21 protein-coding genes are annotated in these 24,869 nt (G+C 62.8%); 8 read left to right on the top strand and 13 right to left on the bottom strand.

Features of this window, described 5'->3' with window-relative positions:
* Nucleotides 1-2 precede the first annotated feature (2 nt).
* The 5 genes from hscA to AT959_RS00950 all read left to right on the top strand — a co-directional run bounded on the left by hscA (nucleotide 3) and on the right by AT959_RS00950 (nucleotide 4,621).
* Nucleotides 3-1,883, top strand: a complete 1,881-nt coding sequence (gene hscA / locus AT959_RS00970; RefSeq protein WP_066879599.1) for a Fe-S protein assembly chaperone HscA — start codon at nucleotides 3-5, stop codon at nucleotides 1,881-1,883.
* On the top strand, nucleotides 1,880-2,224 hold the full coding sequence (gene fdx, locus AT959_RS00965) for an ISC system 2Fe-2S type ferredoxin (protein ID WP_066879596.1): 345 nt from the start codon (nucleotides 1,880-1,882) through the stop codon (nucleotides 2,222-2,224). The genes hscA and fdx overlap by 4 nt, the downstream gene beginning before the upstream one ends.
* Nucleotides 2,221-2,415, top strand: coding sequence for a Fe-S cluster assembly protein IscX (gene iscX, locus AT959_RS00960; protein WP_066879593.1), 195 nt, complete (start codon nucleotides 2,221-2,223; stop codon nucleotides 2,413-2,415). Before fdx ends, iscX begins: the two co-directional genes overlap by 4 nt.
* On the top strand, nucleotides 2,412-2,807 hold the full coding sequence (locus AT959_RS00955; protein WP_066879591.1) for a DUF2237 family protein: 396 nt from the start codon (nucleotides 2,412-2,414) through the stop codon (nucleotides 2,805-2,807). The genes iscX and AT959_RS00955 overlap by 4 nt, the downstream gene beginning before the upstream one ends.
* A gap of 98 nt (nucleotides 2,808-2,905) precedes the next feature.
* Nucleotides 2,906-4,621, top strand: a complete 1,716-nt coding sequence (locus AT959_RS00950; protein WP_066879588.1) for a SulP family inorganic anion transporter — start codon at nucleotides 2,906-2,908, stop codon at nucleotides 4,619-4,621.
* Here the strand turns inward: AT959_RS00950 and AT959_RS00945 are convergent.
* The 7 genes from AT959_RS00945 to AT959_RS00915 form a co-directional block, all read right to left on the bottom strand.
* Nucleotides 4,618-7,176, bottom strand: a complete 2,559-nt coding sequence (locus tag AT959_RS00945; protein ID WP_066879585.1) for a chemotaxis protein CheW — start codon at nucleotides 7,174-7,176, stop codon at nucleotides 4,618-4,620. The two genes, AT959_RS00950 and AT959_RS00945, sit on opposite strands and share 4 nt — an antisense overlap.
* 194 nt (nucleotides 7,177-7,370) lie before the next feature.
* On the bottom strand, nucleotides 7,371-8,210 hold the full coding sequence (gene serB, locus AT959_RS00940; protein WP_066879582.1) for a phosphoserine phosphatase SerB: 840 nt from the start codon (nucleotides 8,208-8,210) through the stop codon (nucleotides 7,371-7,373).
* Nucleotides 8,207-8,767 carry a gamma carbonic anhydrase family protein gene (locus AT959_RS00935; protein ID WP_066879579.1) on the bottom strand — a complete coding sequence of 187 codons (561 nt, stop codon included), beginning with the start codon at nucleotides 8,765-8,767 and terminating at the stop codon, nucleotides 8,207-8,209. The genes serB and AT959_RS00935 overlap by 4 nt, the downstream gene beginning before the upstream one ends.
* A 17-nt stretch (nucleotides 8,768-8,784) precedes the next feature.
* A complete protein-coding gene (locus AT959_RS00930) occupies nucleotides 8,785-9,171 on the bottom strand; it encodes a YkvA family protein (RefSeq protein WP_066879576.1) in 387 nt (128 codons plus the stop codon).
* 48 nt (nucleotides 9,172-9,219) lie between these two features.
* Nucleotides 9,220-10,290, bottom strand: coding sequence for a 3-deoxy-7-phosphoheptulonate synthase (locus tag AT959_RS00925; protein WP_066879573.1), 1,071 nt, complete (start codon nucleotides 10,288-10,290; stop codon nucleotides 9,220-9,222).
* A 1-nt stretch (nucleotide 10,291) separates the two neighbouring features.
* Nucleotides 10,292-13,732, bottom strand: a complete 3,441-nt coding sequence (mfd, locus tag AT959_RS00920) for a transcription-repair coupling factor (protein ID WP_066879570.1) — start codon at nucleotides 13,730-13,732, stop codon at nucleotides 10,292-10,294.
* Between the two features lie 158 nt (nucleotides 13,733-13,890).
* Nucleotides 13,891-14,454 carry a hypothetical protein gene (locus AT959_RS00915; RefSeq protein ID WP_066879567.1) on the bottom strand — a complete coding sequence of 188 codons (564 nt, stop codon included), beginning with the start codon at nucleotides 14,452-14,454 and terminating at the stop codon, nucleotides 13,891-13,893.
* Nucleotides 14,455-14,734: 280 nt separating this feature from the next.
* Here AT959_RS00915 and AT959_RS00910 point away from each other — a divergent pair, with 280 nt between their 5' ends.
* Nucleotides 14,735-16,696 carry a GGDEF domain-containing protein gene (locus AT959_RS00910; protein ID WP_066879564.1) on the top strand — a complete coding sequence of 654 codons (1,962 nt, stop codon included), beginning with the start codon at nucleotides 14,735-14,737 and terminating at the stop codon, nucleotides 16,694-16,696.
* Between the two features lie 134 nt (nucleotides 16,697-16,830).
* Nucleotides 16,831-19,710 carry a response regulator gene (locus tag AT959_RS00905; RefSeq protein ID WP_066879561.1) on the top strand — a complete coding sequence of 960 codons (2,880 nt, stop codon included), beginning with the start codon at nucleotides 16,831-16,833 and terminating at the stop codon, nucleotides 19,708-19,710.
* A 13-nt stretch (nucleotides 19,711-19,723) separates the two neighbouring features.
* On the opposite strand, the gene AT959_RS00900 is transcribed toward AT959_RS00905, so the two are convergent.
* The 4 genes from AT959_RS00900 to AT959_RS00885 all read right to left on the bottom strand — a co-directional run bounded on the left by AT959_RS00900 (nucleotide 19,724) and on the right by AT959_RS00885 (nucleotide 22,221).
* A complete protein-coding gene (locus AT959_RS00900; RefSeq protein ID WP_066879558.1) occupies nucleotides 19,724-20,590 on the bottom strand; it encodes an EamA family transporter in 867 nt (288 codons plus the stop codon).
* A gap of 268 nt (nucleotides 20,591-20,858) precedes the next feature.
* Nucleotides 20,859-21,086, bottom strand: a complete 228-nt coding sequence (locus tag AT959_RS00895) for a DUF2798 domain-containing protein (RefSeq protein ID WP_066879555.1) — start codon at nucleotides 21,084-21,086, stop codon at nucleotides 20,859-20,861.
* A 15-nt stretch (nucleotides 21,087-21,101) separates the two neighbouring features.
* Complete coding sequence (locus tag AT959_RS00890; RefSeq protein ID WP_066879552.1) at nucleotides 21,102-21,677, bottom strand: flavodoxin family protein; 576 nt, start codon at nucleotides 21,675-21,677, stop codon at nucleotides 21,102-21,104.
* A 49-nt stretch (nucleotides 21,678-21,726) separates the two neighbouring features.
* Nucleotides 21,727-22,221, bottom strand: a complete 495-nt coding sequence (locus tag AT959_RS00885; RefSeq protein WP_066879549.1) for a DUF2938 domain-containing protein — start codon at nucleotides 22,219-22,221, stop codon at nucleotides 21,727-21,729.
* An 84-nt stretch (nucleotides 22,222-22,305) separates the two neighbouring features.
* Between AT959_RS00885 and AT959_RS00880 the strand changes: the two genes are divergently transcribed.
* Nucleotides 22,306-22,737, top strand: a complete 432-nt coding sequence (locus AT959_RS00880; protein WP_066879546.1) for a helix-turn-helix domain-containing protein — start codon at nucleotides 22,306-22,308, stop codon at nucleotides 22,735-22,737.
* Between the two features lie 177 nt (nucleotides 22,738-22,914).
* Here the strand turns inward: AT959_RS00880 and AT959_RS00875 are convergent, their stop codons facing one another.
* Nucleotides 22,915-24,147, bottom strand: coding sequence for a uracil-xanthine permease family protein (locus AT959_RS00875; protein ID WP_066879543.1), 1,233 nt, complete (start codon nucleotides 24,145-24,147; stop codon nucleotides 22,915-22,917).
* Complete coding sequence (gene upp / locus AT959_RS00870) at nucleotides 24,144-24,776, bottom strand: uracil phosphoribosyltransferase (RefSeq protein ID WP_066879540.1); 633 nt, start codon at nucleotides 24,774-24,776, stop codon at nucleotides 24,144-24,146. Before upp ends, AT959_RS00875 begins: the two co-directional genes overlap by 4 nt.
* Nucleotides 24,777-24,869: the final 93 nt, after the last annotated feature.

Here is a 24,869-nt window from a genome sequence, read left to right as displayed (position 1 = left end):
AAATGGCCCTGTTTCAAATCGCCGAGCCCGGAGAGTCGGCCGCCCCCCATGAGCACAAGCTCGCCATCGGTATCGACCTCGGCACTACCAATTCGCTGGTCGCCACCGTGCGCAGCGGCATTGCGATCTGCCTCAGCGACGAGCATGGCCGTCCGCTGTTGCCGTCCGTTGTGCGCTATCACGCCGACAACAGCACCGAAGTCGGCTATGACGCGCAGACCAAGCAGGCGGTCGACCCGCGCAATACGATCATTTCGGTCAAGCGCTTCATGGGCCGCGGCCTGAAGGACATTGCGCACGTCGAATCGATGCCCTATGACTTCATCGAAGCGCCGGGCATGGTCAAGGTCAACACGATTGCCGGCATCAAGAGTCCGGTCGAAGTTTCGGCCGAGATTCTGAAAAGCCTCAAGGGCAGGGCGGAAGCCGCCCTCGGCGGCGATCTGGTCGGGGCCGTGATCACCGTGCCGGCCTACTTCGACGATGCCCAGCGCCAGGCGACCAAGGATGCAGCGCGCTTGGCCGGCCTCAATGTGCTGCGCCTGCTCAACGAACCCACTGCGGCGGCCATCGCCTACGGGCTGGATAATGCAGCGGAGGGCGTTTATGCCGTCTACGACCTCGGCGGCGGCACCTTCGATATTTCCATCCTGAAACTGACCAAAGGCGTTTTCGAAGTGATGTCCACCGGCGGTGATTCCGCGCTCGGCGGCGATGACTTCGATCACCGCATCCTGTGCTGGGTCATCGAGCAGGCCAAGCCGCAGCCGCTGTCGCCGGAAGATGGGCGCCTGCTGATGATGCGCTGCCGCGAGGCCAAGGAATTCCTGACCAACAACCCGGAAGCGCCGCTTACCGCCCGCCTGTCCACCGGCGAGATGGTCGATCTGAAACTGGATGTGGCGACCTTTGCCGAAATTACCCAGACCCTGATTTCGAAGACCCTGCAACCGGTCAAGAAGGCGCTGCGCGATGCCGGCCTGCGTGCCGAGGACATCAAGGGCGTCGTCATGGTCGGCGGCGCGACGCGCATGCCGCAGATCCAGAAAGCGGTCGGCGATTTCTTCCGCCAGGAACCGCTGACCAATCTCGATCCGGACAAGGTGGTCGCCCTCGGCGCCGCTACCCAGGCCAATCTGCTGGTCGGCAACAAGACCGGCAAGGACGACTGGCTGCTGCTCGACGTCATCCCGCTGTCGCTCGGCCTGGAAACGATGGGCGGCCTGACCGAGAAGGTCATTCCGCGCAATTCGACCATTCCGACCGCTCGCGCCCAGGAATTCACCACTTTCAAGGACGGCCAGACGGCGATGACGATCCACGTCGTCCAGGGCGAGCGCGAACTGGTTTCCGACTGCCGTTCGCTGGCCAGCTTCGAGTTGCGCGGCATTCCGCCGATGGTGGCTGGGGCGGCGCGCATTCGCGTCACCTTCCAGGTCGATGCCGACGGCCTGCTGTCGGTCGCGGCCCGCGAACAGACCACCGGCGTCGAGGCGAGCGTCACCGTCAAGCCGTCCTACGGTCTGACCGACGACGAGATCGCCGGCATGCTGAAGGATTCGATGGAGCACGCCAAGGATGACGCGATCAATCGCGCGCTGAAGGAAGCCATCGTTGAGGCCCAGCGCATGATCGAGGCGACCGAAGCAGCGATGAAGGAAGACCCGCATCTGCTGAACGAGGCGGAAACTGCCAAGATCAAGGAAACGATTGCCAAGCTCGCTGAAACGATGCAGGGCGACAATCGGCGCCTGATCAACATCGCGATGGACGACCTTGGCTACGAGACACAGGCTTTTGCCCATCGCCGCATGGACCAGAGCATCAAGAAAGTGCTGTCCGGCCGCAAGGTCGACGACATCAAAATGGGAGAAGAAGCATGACGCAACTGATCGTCCTGCCGCACGTCGAAAACTGCCCGGACGGCGCCGTCATCGAGGCGGAAGAGGGCAAGTCCATCTGCGAGACCTTGCTCGAAAACGGGGTCGAACTCGATCACGCCTGCGAAATGTCCTGTGCCTGCACGACCTGCCACGTCATCGTCCGTGAAGGCTTCAATTCGCTGACACCGGCCGAAGAGGAAGAGGAAGATCTGCTGGACAAGGCCTGGGGCCTGGAGCCGAATTCCCGCCTGGGCTGCCAGGCGATTGTCGGCAAGACGCCGCTGGTCGTCGAAATTCCGAAATACAGTCTCAACATGGCGAAGGAAGGGCACCGCAAATGAAATGGACCGACATCAACGATATCGCCATTGAGCTGAGCGAGGCGCATCCGGACAAGGATCCGCTGAAACTGAATTTCGTCGATCTGCGCGACTGGGTGATGGCATTGCCCGGTTTCAACGACGACCCCAAGCACTGCGGCGAGAAAATTCTCGAAGCCATCCAGCAAGCCTGGATCGACGAGGTTTCGTGAAAACCCGCGATTTTCCGGGGCGCGGCAGCCAGCTCAACGTCCTGGGCGGGCCGCTGCTGACCTGCAGCGAGCGGCCACTGACCGGATTCTTCCGCGACGGCTGCTGCAACACCTCGGAAGAGGATTTCGGCAGTCATACGGTTTGCGTCGTGTTGACCGCCGACTTCCTTGCGTTTTCCAAAGCGCGCGGCAACGACCTGTCGACGCCGCGCCCGGAATTCGATTTCCCCGGCCTGCAGCCGGGGCAGCGCTGGTGCCTGTGCGCGGCGCGCTGGTTGGAAGCCTGCAAGGCCGGCAAGGCACCGCAGGTTTCGCTAAATTCGACTAATCAGGCGGCACTGGAAATCGTGCCGCTCGACCTGCTCAAGCAGCACGCGGTCGACCTGCATTAATCGCCATTATCCCGGCGCTGATTGACGCGCCGAAGCGGCGCCCCTGATACTGCCGGGGTTGCCTGCCGTTGGCCGGCCTTACCTCTTCCCTTCGAGCAATGACTTTGCTGCGCCGCTTCTTACCTGGCTGGCTGGCCGCTTACCCCAGGCAGAAACTGGGGGCCGATCTGGCGGCCGGCCTGATCGTCACCGTGCTGGTCATTCCGCAAAGCCTGGCCTACGCCTTGCTGGCCGGCCTGCCGCCACAGATGGGGTTGTACGTCAGCATCTTTCCGGTGATCGCCTATGCGCTGCTCGGCAGCAGCATGGTCCAGGCGGTCGGGCCGGTCGCGATCACGGCAATCATGACCTACGCCGTGCTCAGCCCGCTGGCCGCCCCCGGTTCGGCCGAATACATCCTGCTGGCGGCAGTCCTCTCGCTCTTTTCCGGCCTCATGCTGCTCGCCTGCGGTGTACTGCGCCTCGGCTTCCTTTCCCAATTGCTGAGCCGGCCGGTGATCAGCGGCTTCATTTCCGGCTCGGCCGTGCTGATCATCATCAGCCAGATGAAGTACCTGCTCGGTATCGCACCGCAGGGTCGCAGCAGCGCTGAACTGGTTGTTGATCTGCTCGGCAAACTGGCCGACAGTCATGGGCCGACCGTGCTGATCGGCCTGCTCGCGCTGGCCGCGCTGGCTTTCGCCCGCCACGGGCTGGGTGGCCTGCTCGGGCGGCTTGGTCTGGGGGCGCCCCGGGCTGCCTTCATCGGGCGCCTGATGCCGCTGGTTGTCGTGCTGTTCGGCACGCTGGCAGTGGTCTGGCTGGATCTCGACCGGACGCGCGGCGTCGCCGTGGTCGGGGCGGTGGTGGCCGGTATTCCCGGTTTCGAGTTTTTCCTGCCCGGTTACGAGTCGATCAAGCTGCTGATCGTGCCGGCCTTCGTGATGACGCTGATCGGCATGGTGCAGGGCATCACGATGGCGCAGGCACTGGCCATCAAGCGGCGCGAGCGGGTCGATGCCAATGCCGAACTGGTCGGCCTGGGCGCCGCCAATGTGGTGGCTGCCTTCTACGGCGGCATGCCGGTCGGCGGCGGCTTGTCGCGCTCGGCGATCAATGTCGCGGCCGGGGCGCAGACGCCGCTGGCCAGCCTGGTCTCGGCGCTGGCGATGATCGGCGTGCTGGCCGGCGCGGCGCACTGGTTCGAACGCCTGCCGCTGGCCGTGCTGGCCGCCAGCATCATGATGGCCGCCTGGTCGATGATCGATCTCCAGGCGCTGCGCCAAGCCTGGGCCTACGACCGTGCCGATGCCATGGCCTTGCTCGGCACGGCGGGCGGGGTGCTGCTGCTCGGCCTGGAAACCGGCATCGGCCTGGGCATCGTGCTGTCGATGGCGACCTTGCTCTACCGGGTGAGTACGCCGCACATCGCGGTGGTCGGTCGGCTGCCGGGCAGCGAACATTTCCGCAATGTCGAACGCTACGCCGTCGAGACCATTCCCGGCGTACTTTTCGTCCGGATCGATGAACGCCTGTTCTTCGGCAATCTCGGCGCAGTCGAGATGCGGATCAACCAAGAACTCGAGCGGATCGGCGAAGCCCGCGATCTGGTACTGGTGATGAGCGCCGTCAACCTGATGGATACTACGGCGGTCGAGGTCTTTGCCGAACTCAATCAGGACCTTGCCGAGCGGGGCATCCGGCTGCACCTGGCCGAGGTCCGGGGGCCGGTTCAGGACCGGCTGCAGCGCTCGGCGTTGTGGTCATCCCTGAGCGGCCAGGTTTTCCTGTCGGCCAACGCGGCCTTCGAGCAGTTGCGCCAGCCGCCCGCCTAGTCGGTCAGTGCCGCCGGCAGCGGCTTGCCGTGCAGATGCTGGCTCATGCTGCCGACCGAGAGCAGGACCAGCATGGCGCCACCGTTTTGCGGCGTGGTCTTGACCACCGAGGCGAGGACCGAGGCGATGCCGACATAGATGTTGGACAGGTCTTCGATGTCGGCACTCGGTACTTCGAGAATCTCGCCCAGCCTATCGACCAGGATCCCGAAATTGCCCCCGTTTTCATCGCGCACGACCACGATCTGGCGGCCGCTCTCGGCGCCGGCCGGTTCGCTGAGGCCGAGTGCGGCGTGAAGGTTGTAGATGGGGAGCGATTCGTTGCGATAGATCAGGGCGCCGTAAATCTCCTTCGGCGCATTCGCCAGGCGGGCGGCACCGTTGGCTTCGATCGCTTCGACGACATCGCCGACCGGCAGGCCGAGCCAGTGGCCGGCAAGATGGAAGGTGGCGATTTCCCGGCTGGAAATCCCGACGGGGATGACTGAGCGTCGGCTGGCGACTTCGCCGCCGGCATTACCCAGGCCGGCTTCCGGCCGGTATTCACCCAGCGGCACGAAAACAACGGCAGTTACTTCGTTGCGGTAGTCGTCCTCGATGCCTTTATATTCGCGGTAGCCCGATGTGCGACGGGCGCCGGCAGCCATCACCTGGCCGTTCAGGTTGATCAGTCGGGAGCAGCCGGCAGCCGGCGGATTCAGGAGTTCGTCGGGGAGCGCCAGGCTACTGCCGATCCGATAGGCGCTGTTGCTCGACGCGATGATCGTCGATTGCCCATCGACAAAGACGGCAAAGCTGTCGGCAACGGCCTCGCCGTTGGCTTCCCGCGGCAGCGAGTCGTGCAGCATGGCGGCAAACTGTGGCTCGGCATCGAAGACGATGGCGATGCCGCCGGTGACGCGACTGTCGTCCGCCGAGCGCAGTGCCGCCAGATAGACATAGGTCGGTCGCGAGGCATAGAGGCGGGTGCGTGTGAAGCCGGAGACCGTGTAGCACTGGCTGTCGCGCAGTTCGAGGCATGATCCGACCCAGGGTTCGTCGAGCCGATTGCCGACCAGTTCGGCATAGGCTGGGTTGGAAACGGCGCTGACCGTACCCGTCGTGTCGAAGAGCACGATGTTGTCGTAAACGGTGTACAGGCTGTTGATGTAGCGGATCACCGTTTCCAGGCCTGACTGGCGTTCGGCTTCCGGGCCCGTATCCATCAGCCGGCGAATCGTTGCGTCGAGTGCCCACCAGCGGCAGTCGTTGGCGCGCTCGTAGAGATTGCGGTCCATGATGTCGATGGCCAGCGCGGCGAGGAACTGGCTGTCGGCGAGCACGGAGGAGAGTACCGTGGCCTGCAGGTTGCCGATGGAACTGGAGAACACCTCACGCATGCTCATGCCGACGCGGCTGATCTCCCAGAGCAGGATCTTGGAAAAGCTGGCATTGATCGAGGCCGACGAAACGCTCTGCCGCACCGTGCCATTCCATACCGCCCGGCTCAGGTCGCGCTGGATGGCCGCGGCCTGGCGTGGAATGGCCTGCAGCGCTTCCGGAAAGGCGCGGCCGCCCGAAATGGCCGAGGCGACCAGGCTGGGGGCGATACCGTCGAGCTGGTTGTCGGTCTGGGCTTCGAAGGCCTGGGCGACGGGCATCATCACCAGACCGCGCCAGCCGGGCCCCATGTAGGCCTGGTAGCCTTTGGTGTCGCTGGCAAAGGCGAGGTAGCTGCGGCCGGCAAAGCGCAGGCGCTGCAGTTGGTTGGAAGGCAGGTTCAGTTCGGCGCCGAGCGGAATCTGCCAGCGGTCGCTGCTGGCGATGACCTGTCCCTTGCCATCGAGCAGGGCAATCACCCCCGGATCGTCGGCTTGCGACAGTTCGGCAAAGATGCGCTGCATTTCATCGGCAAAGCGGAAGCAAAGGGCCAGCACGCCGAGCGTCTCGCCGCTCGGTGCGGTGATCCGGTAGGCGTAGATCAGCGAGCGTGGCCGCTCGGGGAAAAGGGCGGAATGGGCGTAGGCCTCGACATAGGCGGCCTGGGTGGTAAGCGCTTCACGTACCCAGCTATCGCGGATGCTGGTGTTGCCAGCATCGGGCCCGAGGCGAACCAGGATTTCGCCTTGTGGCGAGAGCAGCACGACATCTTCGTACACCGAATATTTGCGGACGTATTCGCGGAAGCGCTGCTGCAATGCAAAAGGCTCGCCGGGCTGGGCGGCGAAGCTGCGGATCACGTCGTCGGTGCTGAGGAAGCCGATATCGGCCGTCCGTTCGAACAGGTTGCGGATCAGGATGTCGATCGCCACCTGCGACTTCGCCTTCATTTCCTGCTCGCGTTTGGCCAGCGTTCGCTCGGCGAGATTGTTCAGCAATTCGCCGGTCAGGCTGGAGAAGGCTTCGCGGGTCTGGCCGATCTCGGCCGTGGTGCCCGACATCTGGCCGAGCAGGTTGAGGTTGTCCCAAACCGCCTGCAGCGTCTGCAGCATTTCGCGGTATTCCTCGATCAGCGGCATGTGCGGCAACAGCGCCCGCACGTTGTCCTTGACCTCGATGCCCTTGTATTTCGTCATGCCCCGCTCCAGCCGCACAATGTGTCTGGAATACTAGCAAGGCATGTGCCTATGGAAAAAAACCGGAAAGACCCGTCGATAGGGTGTTTCCGGTGTCTTTACAGCACCATTTCAGGCATCGCCGGGCCGGGATGCACCGGCTTGGTGCCAGTGATGCCGAATGCCTGCGGTCGACTGCCGAAAACGGGCGATTTTCAGTCGAACAGATTGAGCAGCGAATCCAGGCCGCCGAAGTTGATCGCGACATCGGCCTTGGCGCGGGTGGCCGGCTTGGCGTGGAAAGCCACCGAGAGGCCGGCCTGGGCCATCATCATCAGGTCGTTGGCACCGTCGCCGCAGGCGATGACCTGTTCCTTCTTGAGGCCCAGTTCGTCGGTCAGCCGGGCCAGGTGATGGGCCTTGGCGCTGGCATCGACGATGTCGCCGACGACCTTGCCGGTCAGCTTGCCGCCGGAAATTTCCAGTTCGTTCGAGGTCGCGAAATCGAAGCCGAGTTCGATGCGCAGGCGCTCGGTGAAATAGGTGAAGCCGCCGGACAGGATGGCGGTGCGCAGGCCGGCGTTTTGCGCCGCCTCCAGCAGTTCGCGGGCGCCGTGCGAGAGCAGCAGGCGCTCGCCGTAAACGCGAGCCAGAACGCGGGCGTCGAGCCCGGCGAGCAGGGCCAGGCGGCGGCGCAGGCTTTCCCGGTAGTCGATTTCGCCGCGCATCGCGGCTTCGGTGACGCTGGAAACCTCTTCCTTCTTGCCAGCGAAGTCAGCTAGTTCGTCGATGCACTCGATGGTGATCAGCGTCGAATCCATGTCGAAGCAGATCAGGCCGAAATCGGAGAGCTTGCGGCCGGCGTCGACGAAGGCCCAGTCCAGCTTCTCGGCTTCGATGAGAGGGATCAGCGCGTCGAACTCGGCGGTGCGGCTGGCCCCGTGCAGGCGAACGACTTGCGGCGGACGCGGCTCGACCTGGCTGGCGCCGGTGGCGGTAACGATGCGTTCGAGCAGGAAGGTGGGCAGCGCGCCGCCCTGGATAATCAGGTTCATGGTGTTTGTTCGTTAGAGGCCGGCCGGGCCGTTGCCAAGTAGTTGTTTTTGACGCGGACGTAATGTTCCGCCGAATAGCGCAGATAGGCAATTTCTTCCGGGCTCAGGGCGCGCACCCTGACGGCTGGCCGACCGACATACAGGTAGCCGCTTTCCAGCGTCTTGCCGGGCGAAACCAGGCTGCCGGCGCCGAGCATGACCTGTTTTTCGATCACCGCATCGTCCATCACGATCGAACCCATGCCGATCAGGCATTCATCACCCACCGTGCAGCCGTGCAGGATCACCGAATGGCCGATGGTGACGTGGTTGCCGATGATCAGCGGCGAACCGTCAGGCTTCGCCGCATTTCTATGCGAGACATGGCCCATCGCGAAGTCCTGGATATTGCTGCAGTCGCCGATGACGATGCGATTGACGTCGCCGCGCAACACGGTATTGCACCAGACCGACGAATCGCGGCCGATCTGCACATCACCGATGATCTGGGCGGAGTCGTGGATGTAGCAGGCTTCGCCGAGGCAGGGAAAGGTGTCGAGGTAGGGAGTGAGGGGCATTTTTTGGGGAGGTGGAGCTAGAAACCGGCAATCTCGATCAACCAACGGACCAGCCATGCTGCCAGGATCAGCCAAAGGAGCAGGATGACCAACGCAGCGCCATAGCTGACCGGTTTGCCGGCGTAATGAGCGGCTTGTTCACGCGACGATTGAATGACTTCCGGCGGGGTCAGGCGGACAACCAGCGCCAGCCCGAGCGGAACAATCAACAAGTCATCAAGGTAACCGATGATCGGAATGAAGTCGGGAATCAGGTCGATCGGACTGAGGGCATAGGCTGCAACGAGCAGGGCCAGCAGCCTGACCGCCCAGGGTGTGCGCGGATCGCGCGCGGCGAAATAGACCGTCAGGGTTTGCTGCTTGATCTGCCTTGCCCAGGTCTTCAAGGATGCCTGAAGAGTCATGGCATTTTCCGGTGGCGTGGCGAAGTGTTTCGCCACGCCACCGATTGCTTACCTGCGATCCGGCAGCACATCGCGCAGCAGCACTGCCGCGTCGCGGATCATCTTTTCGGTGGTTGCCCAGTCGACGCAGCCGTCGGTCACCGAGCAGCCGTATTTCAGCTGGCTGAGGTCGGCCGGGATCGACTGGTTGCCGGCTTCGATATTCGATTCGATCATCACGCCGACCAGCGACTTGTTGCCGAGGCGGACCTGATTGACGACATCGGCCATGACCAGCGGTTGCAGTTCCGGCTTCTTGAAGCTGTTGGCGTGCGAGCAGTCGACGACGATGTTGTGCGGCAGCTTGGCCTTGTCGAGCGCCTGTTCGACCATGGCGATGGAAACAGTGTCGTAGTTCGGCCGGCCGTCGCCGCCGCGCAGCACGATGTGGCCGTAAGCGTTGCCCTTGGTGCGGACGACGGCGACCCGGCCCTGACTGGTCAGGCCGAGGAAGGAGTGCGGCTTGGAGGCGGAGAGGATGGCGTTGATGGCGACGCCGAGGTCGCCGCTGGTGCCGTTCTTGAAGCCGACCGGCGTGGACAGCCCGGAGGACATTTCGCGGTGGGTCTGCGATTCGGTGGTGCGGGCGCCGATGGCGGTCCAGGTGATGAGGTCACCGTAGTATTGCGGCGAGTTCGGGTCGAGCGCCTCGGTGCCGGTCGGCAGGCCGATTTCGGCGACCTGGAGCAGGAATTCGCGGGCCTTGGCCATGCCGACGTCGATGCGGAAGCTGTCGTCCATGAACGGGTCGTTGATGTAACCCTTCCAGCCGACCGTGGTGCGCGGCTTTTCGAAATAGACGCGCATGATGATCTGCAGCGTGTCGCCGACTTCATCGGAGAGCGCCTTCAGGCGGCGGGCGTAATCGAGGCCGGCGACCGGGTCGTGGATCGAGCAGGGGCCGACGACGACGAACAGGCGATGATCCTTGCGGTCGAGGATCTTGCGCAGCAGATTGCGACCGTGCGTGACCGTGCGGGCGGCCTTCTCGGAGATCGGCAGCCGGGCGTGGATTTCTTCCGGCGTCGGCATGTTGTCGAAGGCAGTCACGTTTACGTTTTCAATGTCGTGGGTCGTCATATCAATTGGTCAGCTGGCGAATCATGTCTTTTACTGCGGCGACCTTGTCGTTCAAGGTGGGGCAGTGGCGGAGAAGGGAAATTTTATCCTGTCCAGCTAATTTATAGCTGCGATTCTTTTGAATCAAATTAATGATCTTGATCGGCTCGATCGGCGCCAGTTTGGCGAACTCCGGGCTGAACTGGATGGAAATCTGCTCGCTGGTCGCATCCAGCTTTTGGATGCAATACGGCTTGACCAGCAAGCGCAGCCGGTGCGTTGCCAGCAGGGCTTGCGCCTGCAGCGGCAGTTCGCCGAAGCGGTCGATCAATTCTTCCTGCAGGGCATCGATGTCCTCGCTGCTTTCGCAGTTGGCAAGGCGCTTGTAGAGCGTCAGACGCTCATGGACATCCGGGCAGTAGCCGTCGGGGAGCAAGGCCGGGGTGCGCAGGTTGATTTCGCTGCCGATGCCGAGCGGCTGGGTCAGGTCGGCGGTTTCGATGACCTTGCCCTGTTTCAGATGGGCTACCGCGCGATTGAGCATCTCGGTGTACATGTTGAAGCCGACTTCCTGCATTTCGCCCGACTGGTTGTCGCCGAGCACTTCGCCGGCGCCGCGGATTTCCAGGTCGTGCATGGCGAGGAAGAAGCCGGAGCCGAGTTCTTCCATCGCCTGAATTGCTTCGAGGCGCAGCTTGGCCTGCTTGGTCAGCGCCTTCTCGTCCTGGACCAGCAGGTAGGCGTAGGCCTGGTGATGCGAACGGCCGACCCGGCCGCGCAACTGGTGCAACTGGGCGAGGCCGAACTTTTCGGCACGGTTGATCAGGATGGTGTTGGCGTGCGGGTTGTCGATGCCGGTCTCGATGATGGTCGTACACAGCAGCACGTTGGCGCGCTGGCCGGTGAAGTCGCGCATGACGCGTTCAAGTTCGCGCTCGTTCATCTGGCCGTGGCCGATGACGATGCGCGCTTCCGGCACCAGCTTTTCCAGCTTCTCGCGCATGTTGTCGATGGTGTCGACTTCGTTGTGCAGGAAATACACCTGGCCGCCGCGTTTCAATTCGCGCAGCACCGCTTCGCGGATGATGCCGTCGGAGAAACGGGAAACGAAGGTCTTGATGGCCAGCCGTTTCTGCGGCGCGGTGGCGATCACCGAGAAGTCGCGCAGGCCTTCCATCGACATTGCCAGCGTGCGCGGGATCGGCGTTGCGGTCAGGGTCAGCACGTCGACCTCGGCGCGCATCGCCTTCAGCGTTTCCTTCTGGCGGACGCCGAAGCGGTGTTCCTCGTCGATGACGACCAGACCAAGACGGTTGAACTTGACGTCCTTGCCGATCAGTTTGTGGGTGCCGATGATGATGTCGATCTTGCCTTCGGCCAGTTCCTGCAAGGCTTGCGTCGATTCCTTGGCGGTCTTGAAACGGGAGATTTCGGCAATCTTGACCGGCCAGTCGGCGAAGCGGTCGGCGAAGGTCTGGTAATGCTGTTCGCAGAGCAGGGTGGTCGGGCAGAGCACGGCGACCTGCTTGCCGCCGGCCACCGCGCAGAAGGCGGCGCGCAGCGCGACTTCGGTCTTGCCGAAGCCGACGTCGCCGCAGACCAGGCGATCCATCGGCTTGCCCGAGCGCATGTCCTCGATGACGGCGGCGATCGCCTGCGCCTGGTCGTTGGTTTCCTCGAAGCCGAAACCGTCGGCGAAGGCTTCGTAATCGTTTTCCTGGAAATCGAAGGCGTGACCCTGGCGAGCGGCGCGGGCGGCGTACAGCGCGAGCAGTTCGGCGGCGGTGTCGCGTGCCTGTTCGGCCGCCTTGCGCTTGGCCTTTTCCCATTGGCCGGAACCGAGGGTGTGCAGCGGCGCACTCTCCGGATCGGCGCCGGAGTAGCGCGAGATGACGTGCAGCTGGGCGACCGGGACGAACAGCTTGGCGTCGTTGGCGTAGTGCAGTTCGAGGAATTCCTGCTCGCCGAGACCGAGGTCCATGCGGACCAGGCCCTGGTAGCGGCCGATGCCGTGGCTTTCGTGCACCACCGGGTCGCCGACCTTGAGTTCGGTGAGGTCTTTCAGCCAGTTGTCGAAGGTGGCTTTCTTGGCCGCTTCGCGCCGGGTGCGGCGCGGCGTGCCGGCGAAGAGTTCGGTTTCGGTGATGAAGGCCAACTGGTCGAGCGCGAAGCCGGCCTGCAGCGGGCCGATGCCGAGCGCCAACTGGGCGTCGCCAGCCAGGAAGCCAGCGAGGTCGGCGCTGGCGGCGGGTTTCAGGCCATGCTCGGCGAACATCGCAGCCAGCGTTTCGCGGCGGCCGGCGGTTTCGGCGACGAGCAGGACACGGCCCTTGAAACTGGCCAGGTGATTCTTCAGGGCGCCGAGCGGATCGTCGCTCCGCCGGTCGACGGCGACATTGGGCAGTTTTCCGGTTGCTTCGCCGTTTTTGCCGGCCAGCGCCAGTCGACCGTAGGCCTTGGCCGCGGTGAAGAAGGCTTCGTCGGTCAGGAACAGTTCGTCCGGGGCCAGCAGCGGCCGCGCCTTGTCGCCCTGCAGCAGGTTGTAGCGCGACTTGGTATCGGCCCAGAAGGCGGCGATGGCGGCCGGGGCGTCGCCGTGGGTGACGAAGACGGCATCCTTCGGCAGGTAGTCGAAGATGCTCGCCATTTCGTCGAAGAAGAGCGGCAGGTAATACTCGATGCCGGCGCTGGCGATGCCGGTCGAAATGTCCTTGTAGATGCCCGACTTGGCCGGGTCGCCCTCGAAGCGTTCGCGGAAGGCCTGGCGGAAATGGGTGCGCCCCTTGTCGTCCATCGGGAATTCGCGGGCCGGCAGCAGGCGGACTTCGGCGACCGGATAGACGGTGCGCTGGGTATCGACGTCGAAGGTCTTGATATTTTCGATTTCGTCGTCGAACAGATCCAGCCGGTAGGGCAGTTGCGAGCCCATCGGGAAGAGGTCGATCAGGCCGCCGCGGATCGAGTATTCGCCGGGCGACACGACTTGAGTGACGTGTGCGTAGCCGGCCAGCGTCACCTGGCTGCGGAATTTTTCGGCATCCAGCTTCTGACCCTTCTTGAACTCGAAGGTGTAGGCGGCCATGAACTCCGGCGGCGCCAGCCGGTTGACCGCGGTCGATGCCGGGACCAGCAGGATTTCCACTTCGCCTTGCAGCGCCGCCCACAGCGTCGCCAGACGCTCGGACACCAGATCCTGGTGCGGCGAGAAGTGGTCGTAGGGCAGTGTTTCCCAGTCCGGCAGCAGGCGCACCTTGAGGCCCGGCGCAAACCACGGGATTTCGTCGAGCAGGCGCTGCGCATCGGCGGCGCTGGCGGTGACCACTGCGAGCAGGCGGCCCTTGCTTTGGGCGGCCAGTTCGGCCAGCGCCAGGGCGTCGGCGGAGCCGGCCTGCGGCGGCAGGTCGAGGCGGGCGCCGGGTTTGGGCAGGGCGGGGAGGGAAAGCAGGGATTTGGGAGCGGACACTATGGCGCGGTGCAGCGTGGCGGGGGAGGAATTATAACTTCCCGGCACCGGCCATATTTTTTCATCGCTGGGTCAGACGCTTGGCGATGCCTGCGGTCAACGCCGTGAAAACGGCAAAAACCGCGATCTGCCGCGCTCCCGGTCGCGGCAAGCGGCGCTTAGCGGGCCGGCGTCGTCCACACCTCGCGGCAGGTGCTGATTTCCAGATCGCTCATCACCGGCTTGATCTGGCAGCGGGCCTCCCAGGCCGCCTGGCGCTGCACGCGTTCGAGGGCGATGCGTTCGCGCTCGCGGGCGGCGGCCTCGGCGTCGAGGCGTTTTTGTTGCTCAACGGCGGCCGCGGCGGCCTGCTCGGCTTGCTGGCGTTTCTTTTCCTGGGCGGCCGCTTCGGCCTCGGCGTTGACCTTGGCAAGAGCGGCTTGCTGGGCTTGGCGGGCCGGTGAGTTGTCCTCGCCGGCGGCGGCTGCGGAGCCGGTGCCCGAATCGTTGCCGCTGCGCTCCGAGCGGTGGGGGCGGGCGACGGCGTTGCGGATGATGCCGCCGCCACCCTCGCTGGCATGACTGTCGGCCGGATGGCTGGTCGGGGAGCTGTCGTTTGGGTGCGGCGAGCTGTGGGAGGACGAATGCGATGAAGAGTGCGAGCGGAAGCCCTTGGCATGGGCATCGACGGCAAGGCCAAGGGCCAGCGAGACGAGAACGACAGACAAGCCGAGTGATTTCATGAGTACCCCCTGTATCGGCCTTGGCGGCCTGTTTAATTGAATTTCATGAATTCTACACGGCGGAACTATGGCCTGGCCTTCGCCTCAAACGCCTGATGCTGATCTTTCCGTATTCGGGGCGAATACGCATGCTTCATGAAGTTGCCCCGTTTGCCGCTTTTCCCGCCGGGCGATGTCGAATCGTCTTCGGCATCTGCCTCATGCCCGGAGCTTTCCCCGATTGCACTGCATCAGGGAAGGTCTATATTCATTCAATGGCTGGATTCGTGGAGTTGCCTGGATGCCGAGTACTGAAAGTCCTCCGTTGTCGCGACTGAACGACCTGCTGGCCTGCGAGGGTGTGGCCTGGGGGGCGCTGGCCTTGTCGGTTCTCGTCACGCTGGGTTTCTGGCGTTATTCCGAGGCGGATTTCGCCAAGCGCGCCGACGACCGCTTTCACTACCGGGCCGAGCAGGAAAAACAGGTGCTGCTCGACCGCATGCAGGACTACGAACTGGTGCTGCGCGGCGCGGCCGGCCTTTTTTCGGCCAGTGATGCGGTCAGCCGCGGTGAATGGCGGGCCTATCTCAAACCATTGATGCTCGAAATTTCCCGCCCCGGCATTCTCGGCACCGGTTTCGCCGAGATGGTGCCGGCCGAGCAGCGGGCGGCGCACGAACAGGCCATCCAGCGCGAAGGCTTTGCCGATTACCGGATTACACCGGTCGGCGAGCGGCCGCTTTACAGCAGCATCGTTTATATCGAGCCGTTTACCGGGCGCAACGCGCGCGCCCTGGGCTATGACATGTTTGCCGAGCCGGTCCGCCGCGAAGCGATGGAGCGGGCTCGCGACAGTGGCCTGCCGGCCTTGTCCGGCAAGGTCACGCTGGTGCAGGAAACGGACGAGGTGGCACAGCCCGGTTTTCTGATCTATTTGCCGGTCTACCGCAGCAGTCTGCCGGTTTCCAGCGTCGCCGAGCGGCGGCAGGCGCTGTTCGGCTTCGTGTATAGCCCCTTTCGCGCCCATGACCTGATGAACGAAGTGTTCAAGGACCCGGGCCGGGAAGTCGAAATTGAACTGTTCGATGCGCGTCCGACCCCGGTCAGCCTGCTGTTTTCATCGGAAGACCGGGCGCGGCAGGCGCGGCATGTCACCGAGATGCCGCTCGAAATCGGCGGCCACCTGTGGACAGCACGCTTTCACAGTAGCCTGCGCTTCGAGGAAAACACCGCCAGTGCGCAACCTCAAATGATTCTGCTGGGCGGGCTCGGGCTCGATCTGATGTTTTTTGCCGTGTTGTACACCAATGCGCGCCATCGGCGAAAAATGAGCGAGGCGGCGCTGAAGCTTGAGGAAAGTCGCGACAGCTTCAGGGCGCTGGTCGAAAACGTCCCGGGCACCGTCTTCCGGGTCAGCCTGAAATCGCCATGGTCGGTCACCCATCTCAGCCACGGGATCGAGGCACTGACCGGCGAGCCTTGCGAACGCTACCTCTCCGGTGAACTGTCCTACGTGCTGCTGATTCACCCGGAAGACCGGGCCAGCGTCCGCGAAAGCCTGGCCAAAGCGGTGGCCGAGCGTACCGCCTACAGCATCGAATACCGGATCAACACTGCCGACGGTCAGACCCGCTGGGTCAGCGAGCGGGGCTGCGTCAGCTACGACAAGGCGGGCGAGGCGCAATGGCTGGATGGCGTGATTCTCGATATCACCGACCGCAAGCTGGCCGAAGCGGCGATTCGCGATCTGGCCTTTTATGATCCACTGACGCAATTGCCCAATCGCCGGCTGCTGTTCGACCGTCTCGAGCAACAACTGCTTGCCAGCAGCCGTAGTGGCCGCTTTGGTGCCTTGCTCTTCATCGATATGGATAATTTCAAGGCGATCAACGACTCGCTGGGCCATCAGGTCGGCGACCAGTTGCTGATCGAGGTTGCCCAGCGCCTGCGGGCGGCGGTGCGCGAGAAGGACAGCGTGGCCCGCCTCGGCGGCGACGAATTCGTCATTCTGCTCGAAGACCTCGGCGACGACAGCTGCGAGGCGTCCCGCGCCGCCGGGCAGGTCAGCCAAAAGATCCTGACCCTGCTCAATCAAACCTATCGGCTGAACGGCTACCTCTGTGCCAGTACCCCGAGTATCGGCGTTACCGTTTTCTGCGGTCATGTCGAACGCTGCAACGAACTGATCCGTCAGGCCGATCAGGCCATGTACCGGGCCAAGGCGGGCGGCCGGAACCAGGTCTGCTTTTTTGAAGAGGCGTAGGTAGCACCTGCCTTTTCGGGAGTGATGCCGGTCCGGGGAGTCTGCTATCCTGCCACTGTCCCGCGGCTGATCCAGGCTGCCTTGCTTTTTTCCCGCCGCCAACCTGTTTGCATGAAAATATTCAACCAACCGTGATGCGCCTGGTACTGCATATCCTGTGCCGGATTTGTCTGGTCGCCTGCGGCGTGCTGGGCGGCGTTGCCGAGGCTGGTACCGACCAACCCGCCCCGGTGGTCAGGGTTGGCATCTATGCCAATGCCCCCAAGATATTTGTCGATACCGCCGGCAAGCCGGCCGGCATTCTGGTCGATCTGCTGAACCGCATTGCCGAGCCGGCCGGCTGGCAGCTCGACTACGTGCCCTGCGCCTGGCAGGCCTGCCTCGATGCGCTGCAGGCCGGGCAAATCGACCTGATGCCCGACGTCGCCTATTCGCCGCAACGCGATCAGCTGTTCGATTTTCACGCCACGCCGTCGCTGCATAGCTGGTCGCAGATCTACAGCCGCTCGAACATGCCGATTGCCTCGGCTTTCGATCTGGCCGGCAAGCGAGTGGCCATGCTGAGCGGCAGCGTGCAGGAAAAATTCTTCATCGACATGATGACTGGCTTTGGCCTGCATGTGGAGGTAGTGCCAGCCAGCAGCCTGGAAGAAGCATTCGCGCTGGTTGCCGCCGGCCAGGCCGATGTGGCGGTGGCCAACAACCTGTTCGGCGAATACAACGCCCCGACCTACAGCCTGTCGGCGACGCCCATCGTCTTTCAGCCGGCGCGGCTGTTTTACGTGACGGCGGAAGGGCGCAATCCGGAATTGCTGGCGGCGATCGATCGCCAACTGCAGGCCTGGCAGAGCGATCCGGATTCCGAATACGCCCGGATCCTGAAAAAGTGGCAAGGAACGCGTGAAGTCGTGCTGGTGCCGCCACGGGTCTGGCAGGCGCTCGGCCTGCTCTCGCTGTTTCTGGTGCTGATGTCGGGGGCGGTTTTCTTCCTGCGCTGGCAGGTCAAGGAGAAGGTCCGGCGCCTGGAGGCCGAGCAGGGCAAGGTGATGGCCATGCTCGATGCCATTCCCGACCTGCTGTTCGAACTCGGGCTGGATGGCCGCTATCTCGATTACCACTCGCCGCGGCTCGATCTGCTGGCCAGGTCGCCGGTCGACATGATCGGCAAGAAAGTCAGCGATGTCCTGCCGCCTGCTGCAGCCGAAGTGGTGATGGCAGCAGTACGCAAGGCCGACGCCGATGGCTTTGCCGAAGGCTTTCAGTTCGAACTGTCCTTGCCGCAGGGCACGCGCTGGTTCGAGCTGTCGCTGTCGCGCAAGCCGGGGGCGCCGGGCGAGATGCCGCACTTCGTGGTCCTGTCGCGCGATATCACCGAGCGCAAGGAAGCCGATGCTGCCCTGCGCGCCAGTATCGCCCGCCTGGCCAGGGTTCTGGAAGGGGCTAACCAGGGGTTCTGGGACTGGAACCTGGAGACCAATGTCTTTACCGTCAGCCCGCGTTTCGAAACAATGCTCGGCTACGCGCCCGGTGAGATGGATCTGGCGCCCGAGAACTGGGCGGCCTATGTTCATCCGGATGATCTGGCCGTTGCCCATGCGTCGATTCAACGTCATCTGCACGGCGAAACGACGCACCACGAAGCCGAATTGCGCTGCAGGGAGAAATCCGGCGACTGGCATTGGGTGCTGACCCGGGGCCGCATCGTCGAACGCGATGCCGACGGTCGGGCGCTGATCATGTCGGGGACGCATTCCGACATTGCCGGACGCAAGCGGGCCGAGGCCGAACTGGAGCGCCACCGCAACCACCTGAGCGAACTGGTCGAGCAAAAGACGCAGGAATTGTCGGTCGCCAAGGAGGCAGCCGAAGCGGCAAGTCGCGCCAAGAGCACCTTCGTCGCCAACATGAGCCACGAACTGCGGACGCCGATGAATGCGATCAGCGGCATGGCGGAACTGGCGCTGCGCCGGGCGACCGACGAGCGGCAGAAGGCACAGTTGCTCAAGGTCATCCAGGCCACCCGGCATCTGCTGGCGGTGATCAACGACATTCTCGACATTTCCAAGATCGAAGCCGGCTATCTCAGGCTGGAGAGCATCGGCTTCAAGCTGGGCCAGGTGTTGGAAAATCTGTCATCGCTGGTCGATGCCAAGATTGCCGAAAAAGGCCTGGCCCTGCGCATCGAACTGGCGCCGGAACTGGCCGATCTACCGCTGCAGGGCGATCCCTTGCGGCTGGGCCAGATCCTGCTCAATCTGACCGGCAATGCCATCAAGTTCACCGAGAGTGGCTCGATTTCCCTGCGCCTCGCCTTGCTCGAACGGAATGCGCAGGATGTACTCGTCCGCTGTGAAATTCGCGATACCGGCATCGGCATTTCAGGCGAAGACCAGCAGCGCCTGTTCACCGCCTTCGAACAGGCCGATGGCTCGATGACGCGCAAGTACGGCGGTACCGGCCTCGGCCTCGCGATCAGCAAGCGACTGGTGCTGATGATGGGCGGCGAGATCGGGGTCGATAGCCTGCCGGGCGTCGGTAGCTGCTTCTGGTTCACCGCCCGTCTGGGCCGGGCGGCTGTTGCCGAAACTGCCGCATTCGGTGGAGTGGCCGGTTCGGCGGAGGAGCAGTTGAAAACCCGCTATCCCGGCGCCTGGATCCTGCTTGTCGAGGACGAGCCGATCAATCAGGAAGTCTCGCGCGAATTGCTGAAAGAGGTCGGGGCGCGCGTCGATCTGGCGGCCGATGGCCGGCAGGCGCTCGAACTGGCGCAGCGCAACGATTACGACCTGATCCTGATGGACATGCAGATGCCGAACATGAACGGCATCGAGGCCACCCAGGCCATTCGCCAACTGCCGGAAAGAGCGCGTGTGCCGATTCTGGCGATGACCGCCAATGCCTTCGATGAGGATCGCCAGCGCTGCCTGGCTGCGGGCATGAACGACCATATCGGCAAGCCGGTCGATCCCGACCTGTTGTTCGAACGCCTGCTGAAGTGGTTGGCGCCGCGTTGAAGCCGGCGGTGGACTAGGCTGCGGCGAGCATTCGCCGGCGGCCCAGCCGGTTCAGCCACAGCGAAGCAAGGATGATGGCGCCGCCGAGCGCCAGGCGCGGCAGGTCGGCATTGCGGTTCCAGATCAACACATTGACCAGCAGGCCGGCTGGGACGTGCAATTCGTTCATCACCGCCAGCGTGCCGGCATCGACCCGGGTACTGCCCTTGACCCACCAGAACATGCCGAGGGCGGTGGCGAAAACGCCCATCCAGGCCAGCACGCCCCATTGAATGGCAGTTTGCGGCAGTCGGCTGCTGTCGCCGAAGAGCAGGAAGGATGGCAGGGCCAGCGCCAGCGCACCGAGAAAGAAGTGGCCGAAGAAGCGATAGAGCGGCTGTTCGGTCGGGTAGCGCGCCAGCAACTGGCGGCACAGCACCTGGCCGGCGGCGAAGGTGGCATTGGCCAGTTGCAGTAGCAGGAAACCGATCAGGTAGTCGCCTTCCAGTTTCTGAAAACGGATGATCACGCCACCGCCGACGGCGACCAGCGCGGCGACCAGTGCCCACGGGTTGAAACGGCGAGCCAGCGCGTCGTCGAGCAGGGTGACGTAAATCGGCGTCAGCACCGTGAACAGCAGTACCTCCGGCACGCTCAGCACGCTGAAGCTGCGGTACAGGCAGAGATAGGTGATGCCGAACTGCAGCGCCCCGGCCAGCCAGAGGCCGCCAAGCAGGCGGGCCGGCAGGCCGCGCCATAGCGTCAGCGGCGTAAAGAGCAGGGCGGCGATGGCGACGCGGACGAGGACGGCGAAGTCGCTATCGACCTGACCGGCCAGGTACTGGCCGATCAGGCTGAAGGAAAAGGCCCAGAGGATGGTGACGGTGATCAGGTAAGGCATGGCGCGGTTTCGGAAAAACAGGGGGCGGATGATACGTTGCGCCGACCCGGTGTGAAATCGCATCCGACCTGAACGGGTCAAAACGACCCATAGCTGTCTGATGATAAGTAGGACTGCGAAGTCCGGTGTATGCCCTTTGCCGCCCTTCATCTTTCCGCTGGCTCAATGTCCCGACTTTCAGTTCAGCAGCCATTGGTATTTAGGAGAGCGGACACCGTCCCCTGATCAGCCAATGGCTATTTGTCGCTCTAGAAATCACGAGAAAAACTTAAGTTTTCTTTACCAGAGCGCCGACTATTTTCTGCGTAAATGGCGCAACAAGCATGACTGTTGGAAATGCGATCAACCAGGCGGTAAGCCAGGCTGACATCCAGAGTGCGAGAACGCCGTCAGCTAACCCAGCAGCATGAAGCGTGGCGACCCCGGAGACCAGAAGCGACATCAGTCCGGAAAGAAGGAGGCTGAACAACATCGGCCCATATTTTTTGGGAATCATGAGATTTTCTCCTGATCAAGTCTGCGTTTCGTTTGAAAGGCGGTGCGCTGTCTCGGCAAAATTTCGACCAAACATCCTGGCTGTCTTGATGTCTCCGACAACAAAGGAATCAGCGGCTGCCGAGTGCCCAGCCTGAGCCATTAATCCGGACCACGAGCCCAGACGGTTAGCGGCTTCGTCATAGGGAACGCCACGATGCTGCTCGGGAAGGATGGGATTGCCGACCCACAGCATTCCGTGCTGCATGCAGAAGGTGAACAATGAGATCAACGTCGACTGCTTGTCACCGGCAGGAAGCGATGAAACGGTAAAGCCGGCGGCGAGTTTTCGCTTGAGTTGCTGCGTGCGCCACAGTCCACCAGTCGAATCCATGAAATTCTTGAAGGTCCCTGAGACACCACCCAGGTAAGTTGGTGACCCAAAGAGGAAACCATCGTATTCAAGAAGCTTGTTGGGCATCGACGTCAATTCCTCAGCCTTGACGAGATGAACTTCGGTATCGGGCATGCTCTGCGCCCCTTCGGCAACATGCTGGGCGATATGCTCGGTATGACCATGAGCACTGTGGTAGATGATGGCTAGTTTTTTCATTTCACTGACTCCTGACAAAATTTGGGTTTCTTGGTTAGGAAATAGGCGTTCATCGAGAAATCCACTCGATGACAAAGGCGGACAGGAAAAGGCCAAGGCCAAAAACGCTGTGGTTGATCAGGCTTCTGATGCAGTTCTTGATTGGGGTAGGTGTCTTTGAGGCAGCAACACCAAGGCCCATCGCTGGTTGCATTACCAAGAGCGGAAATGCCACCGTGCAAACGCCCACCAGAAGGGCTATGCCGAGCGAAGGCGCTCTAGCCCAAGCAACACCGGCAATGCTGGTCAGCAGGAAGGCGAAGGCAATTCCCACTGCGTAATGGGTGATCCAGCCCAACGAGGTTTCATTCGCTATTGGCGATGCCTTGCCGATTGATGCATGCGCAATCCGACCATGGAACAAATGCCCGATCCAACGCCCGATGAAGGCGAAGTTCAGAGGCTGAATCCCGATCCGCTTCAGGAACATCAGCCAGATATCCATGACCAAAGTGGCCCCACACCCAATCAGGACGACCCGTACGATTTCTTCAATTAACGTCATGGCGTACTCCTTTGAAAGTTGACGAATGAGACTCTGGAGTGCACTCTAGAAGTTAAAGTCAACTTCAAGTCAAGGGAGGTTTGGATGGATATTTCTGAAGTCAGCAAACAAACCGGGATACCTTCATCGGCCCTGCGCTATTACGAGCAAAAGGGACTCATTACCTCGGTTCGTGAAAAAGGGGAGCGGCGGCGCTACGGCACAAACGTGCTGGATCAACTGGCCTTGATAGCCCTTGGTCAGGCTGCGGGGCTATCTCTCGACGAAATTCGGTCGATGCTATCGCCTTACGGACCACCAAATATCGACAGGCAATTGCTTGCTGCGAAGGCCGATGAAATTGATGGGCTGATCAAACGCCTGAAGGCCATGAGTAGCGGGCTCCGCCATGCGGCAGCTTGTCCGGCCCCCAGCCATGTCGAATGCCCAAGTTTCCAGAAATTATTGAAAGCGGCCGCAACAGGTGCTCTGGAAAAGCGGTGGGGTAACACGAAGATTCATGCTCCGCGTAAGTAAGTCGTTTGGGCGCATGGTTCAGACGCGCAATTGGTGCACAGCCAGCCCTCAAGAGTTCTGGTGCGATCAGCTCATTCGAGATATTGAATCCGGCGGTCGACCGGTCAAAAACGGCAAAAACCGGGGTGAAAAAAAGCCGGCGCTGGGGGCGGCCGGCTTGGCGGGTGTTGCCTGGGCTCAACTTGCTGCGATTTCATCCTTCGGCAGCGCCAGGTTGAGGAGCACGGCAAGCACGCCGCACAGGCTGATGCCCTGCAGAGAGAAACTGCCAATCTGCACGGCCAGGCCGCCGATACCGGTAACGAGCGTGACCGAGACGATGCACAGGTTGCGGGCGCTGGACAGGTTTACCCGGGCGTCCATCAGCGTCTTCAGGCCGATGCCGGCGATCGAGCCGAAGAGCAGCACCATGATGCCGCCCATCACCGGCAGCGGGATGGTCTGCAGCAGGGCGCCGAACTTGCCGACGAAGGCCATCAGGATGGCGAAGCCGGCGGCCCAGGTCATCACCACCGGGTTGTAGTTGTGGGTCAGCATGACGGCGCCAGTGACTTCGCCGTAGGTGGTGACCGGCGGGCCGCCGAACAGGCCGACGACATTGACCGCCAGCCCGTCGCCGAGCAGCGTGCGGTGCAGGCCGGGGCTTTCGGTGTAATCCTTGCCGCTGACCGAGCCGATGGCGAGGATGCCGCCGACGTGTTCGACGATGGGCGCAATGGCGACCGGAATCATGAACAGGATGGCGGCCAGGTTGAATTCTGGCGTGCCGAATTGCGGCAGGGCGAGCCAGGCGGCATTGCTGACCTTGCTGAAATCGACGATGCCGACCGCCAGCGAAACGACATAACCGACGGCGACGCCGACCAGGATCGGTACCAGCTTCAACAGGCCGCGGGCGCGGATGGCGGTCAGCATCGTCGCCAGCAGCGAAATGGCGGCGATGGTGATCGCCGTGTCGTAAGGCACGACCTGCGCCGTACCGGCCTTGCCGGTCGCCATGCCGACCGCGACCTGGGCCAGGCCGAGGCCGATGACCATGACCACCGGGCCGATGACGACCGGTGGCAGCAGATGATGGATGAAGCCGACGCCACGCCATTTGACCAGGCCGGCCGCGACGTAATAGAAGAAGCTGGCCGAGGCCAGTGCGCCGAGCGTCGCCGGCATGCCCCAGGTCTGCACCGAGTAGATGACCGGGGCGATGAAGGCGAAGCTGGAGCCGAGATAGATCGGCACCTGGCGTTTGGTGCAGAGCTGGAAAATCAGCGTGCCGACGCCGGCACCGAGTAGGGCCAGGCTGGGGTTGAGGCCGGTCAGCAGCGGTACCAGCACGGTCGCCCCGAAGGCAACGAAGAGAATTTGCGCCCCGGACAGGGCGGTGCGCCAGACCGGCTCGTGGCCGGCGCTCATGCTTCCTTGGTCCCGAAAATCTTGTCGCCGGCATCGCCGAGGCCGGGAATGATGTAGCCGACTTCGTTGAGGTGGCTGTCGATGGCGGCGGTGTACAGCTGCACATCGGGGTGGGCGGCTTTGAGCGCCTTGATGCCTTCCGGCGCGGCGACCAGGACCAGCGCCTTGATGTGCTTGCAGCCGTTGCGCTTGAGCATGTCGATGGTGGCGATCAGCGAGCCGCCGGTGGCCAGCATCGGGTCGATGATCATTGCCAGGCGTTCGTCGAGCTGGCCGACGAAGCGTTCGAAATAGGATTCCGGCATCAGGGTGTCGTGGTTGCGGGCGATGCCGACGACGCTGACCTTGGCATTCGGGATCAGGTCGAGCACACCGTCCAGCATGCCGAGCCCGGCGCGCAGGATCGGCACGACGGTGACTTTCTTGCCCTTGATCTGGTCGATCTCGACCGGCCCGGCCCAGCCGTCGATGGTGACTTTTTCCAGCTCGAAGTCGCGGCAGGCCTCGTAGGTCAGCAGGCGGGCGATTTCGGCGGTCAGTTCGCGAAACTTCTTGGTGCTGATGTCGCCTTCGCGCATCAGGCCTATTTTATGTTTGACCAGGGGGTGGCGGACTTCGATCACCGGCATGGCAATTCCTCGGGAATGGGCAGGAGGCGAAGATTAATCGATTGCCGCCCGGCCGCCCATACGGGAAATCACATACCGGGGCTCAAAAATGGG

This window comes from Dechloromonas denitrificans, assembly GCF_001551835.1.
Lineage (GTDB): Bacteria > Pseudomonadota > Gammaproteobacteria > Burkholderiales > Rhodocyclaceae > Azonexus > Azonexus denitrificans.
This window is presented reverse-complemented; position numbering and strand designations above follow the sequence as displayed.

What these genes read in the sequence shown, in the direction of transcription:
- hscA (WP_066879599.1), top strand. Translation starts at nt 3, where the DNA reads ATGGCCCTGTTTCAAATCGCCGAGCCCGGAGAGTCGGCCGCCCCCCAT.
- fdx (WP_066879596.1), top strand. Translation starts at nt 1,880, where the DNA reads ATGACGCAACTGATCGTCCTGCCGCACGTCGAAAACTGCCCGGACGGC.
- iscX (WP_066879593.1), top strand. Translation starts at nt 2,221, where the DNA reads ATGAAATGGACCGACATCAACGATATCGCCATTGAGCTGAGCGAGGCG.
- AT959_RS00950 (WP_066879588.1), top strand. Translation starts at nt 2,906, where the DNA reads ATGACTTTGCTGCGCCGCTTCTTACCTGGCTGGCTGGCCGCTTACCCC.
- AT959_RS00945 (WP_066879585.1), bottom strand. Translation starts at nt 7,176, where the DNA reads ATGACGAAATACAAGGGCATCGAGGTCAAGGACAACGTGCGGGCGCTG.
- serB (WP_066879582.1), bottom strand. Translation starts at nt 8,210, where the DNA reads ATGAACCTGATTATCCAGGGCGGCGCGCTGCCCACCTTCCTGCTCGAA.
- AT959_RS00935 (WP_066879579.1), bottom strand. Translation starts at nt 8,767, where the DNA reads ATGCCCCTCACTCCCTACCTCGACACCTTTCCCTGCCTCGGCGAAGCC.
- AT959_RS00930 (WP_066879576.1), bottom strand. Translation starts at nt 9,171, where the DNA reads ATGACTCTTCAGGCATCCTTGAAGACCTGGGCAAGGCAGATCAAGCAG.
- AT959_RS00925 (WP_066879573.1), bottom strand. Translation starts at nt 10,290, where the DNA reads ATGACGACCCACGACATTGAAAACGTAAACGTGACTGCCTTCGACAAC.
- AT959_RS00915 (WP_066879567.1), bottom strand. Translation starts at nt 14,454, where the DNA reads ATGAAATCACTCGGCTTGTCTGTCGTTCTCGTCTCGCTGGCCCTTGGC.
- AT959_RS00910 (WP_066879564.1), top strand. Translation starts at nt 14,735, where the DNA reads ATGCCGAGTACTGAAAGTCCTCCGTTGTCGCGACTGAACGACCTGCTG.
- AT959_RS00905 (WP_066879561.1), top strand. Translation starts at nt 16,831, where the DNA reads ATGCGCCTGGTACTGCATATCCTGTGCCGGATTTGTCTGGTCGCCTGC.
- AT959_RS00900 (WP_066879558.1), bottom strand. Translation starts at nt 20,590, where the DNA reads ATGCCTTACCTGATCACCGTCACCATCCTCTGGGCCTTTTCCTTCAGC.
- AT959_RS00895 (WP_066879555.1), bottom strand. Translation starts at nt 21,086, where the DNA reads ATGATTCCCAAAAAATATGGGCCGATGTTGTTCAGCCTCCTTCTTTCC.
- AT959_RS00890 (WP_066879552.1), bottom strand. Translation starts at nt 21,677, where the DNA reads ATGAAAAAACTAGCCATCATCTACCACAGTGCTCATGGTCATACCGAG.
- AT959_RS00885 (WP_066879549.1), bottom strand. Translation starts at nt 22,221, where the DNA reads ATGACGTTAATTGAAGAAATCGTACGGGTCGTCCTGATTGGGTGTGGG.
- AT959_RS00880 (WP_066879546.1), top strand. Translation starts at nt 22,306, where the DNA reads ATGGATATTTCTGAAGTCAGCAAACAAACCGGGATACCTTCATCGGCC.
- AT959_RS00875 (WP_066879543.1), bottom strand. Translation starts at nt 24,147, where the DNA reads ATGAGCGCCGGCCACGAGCCGGTCTGGCGCACCGCCCTGTCCGGGGCG.
- upp (WP_066879540.1), bottom strand. Translation starts at nt 24,776, where the DNA reads ATGCCGGTGATCGAAGTCCGCCACCCCCTGGTCAAACATAAAATAGGC.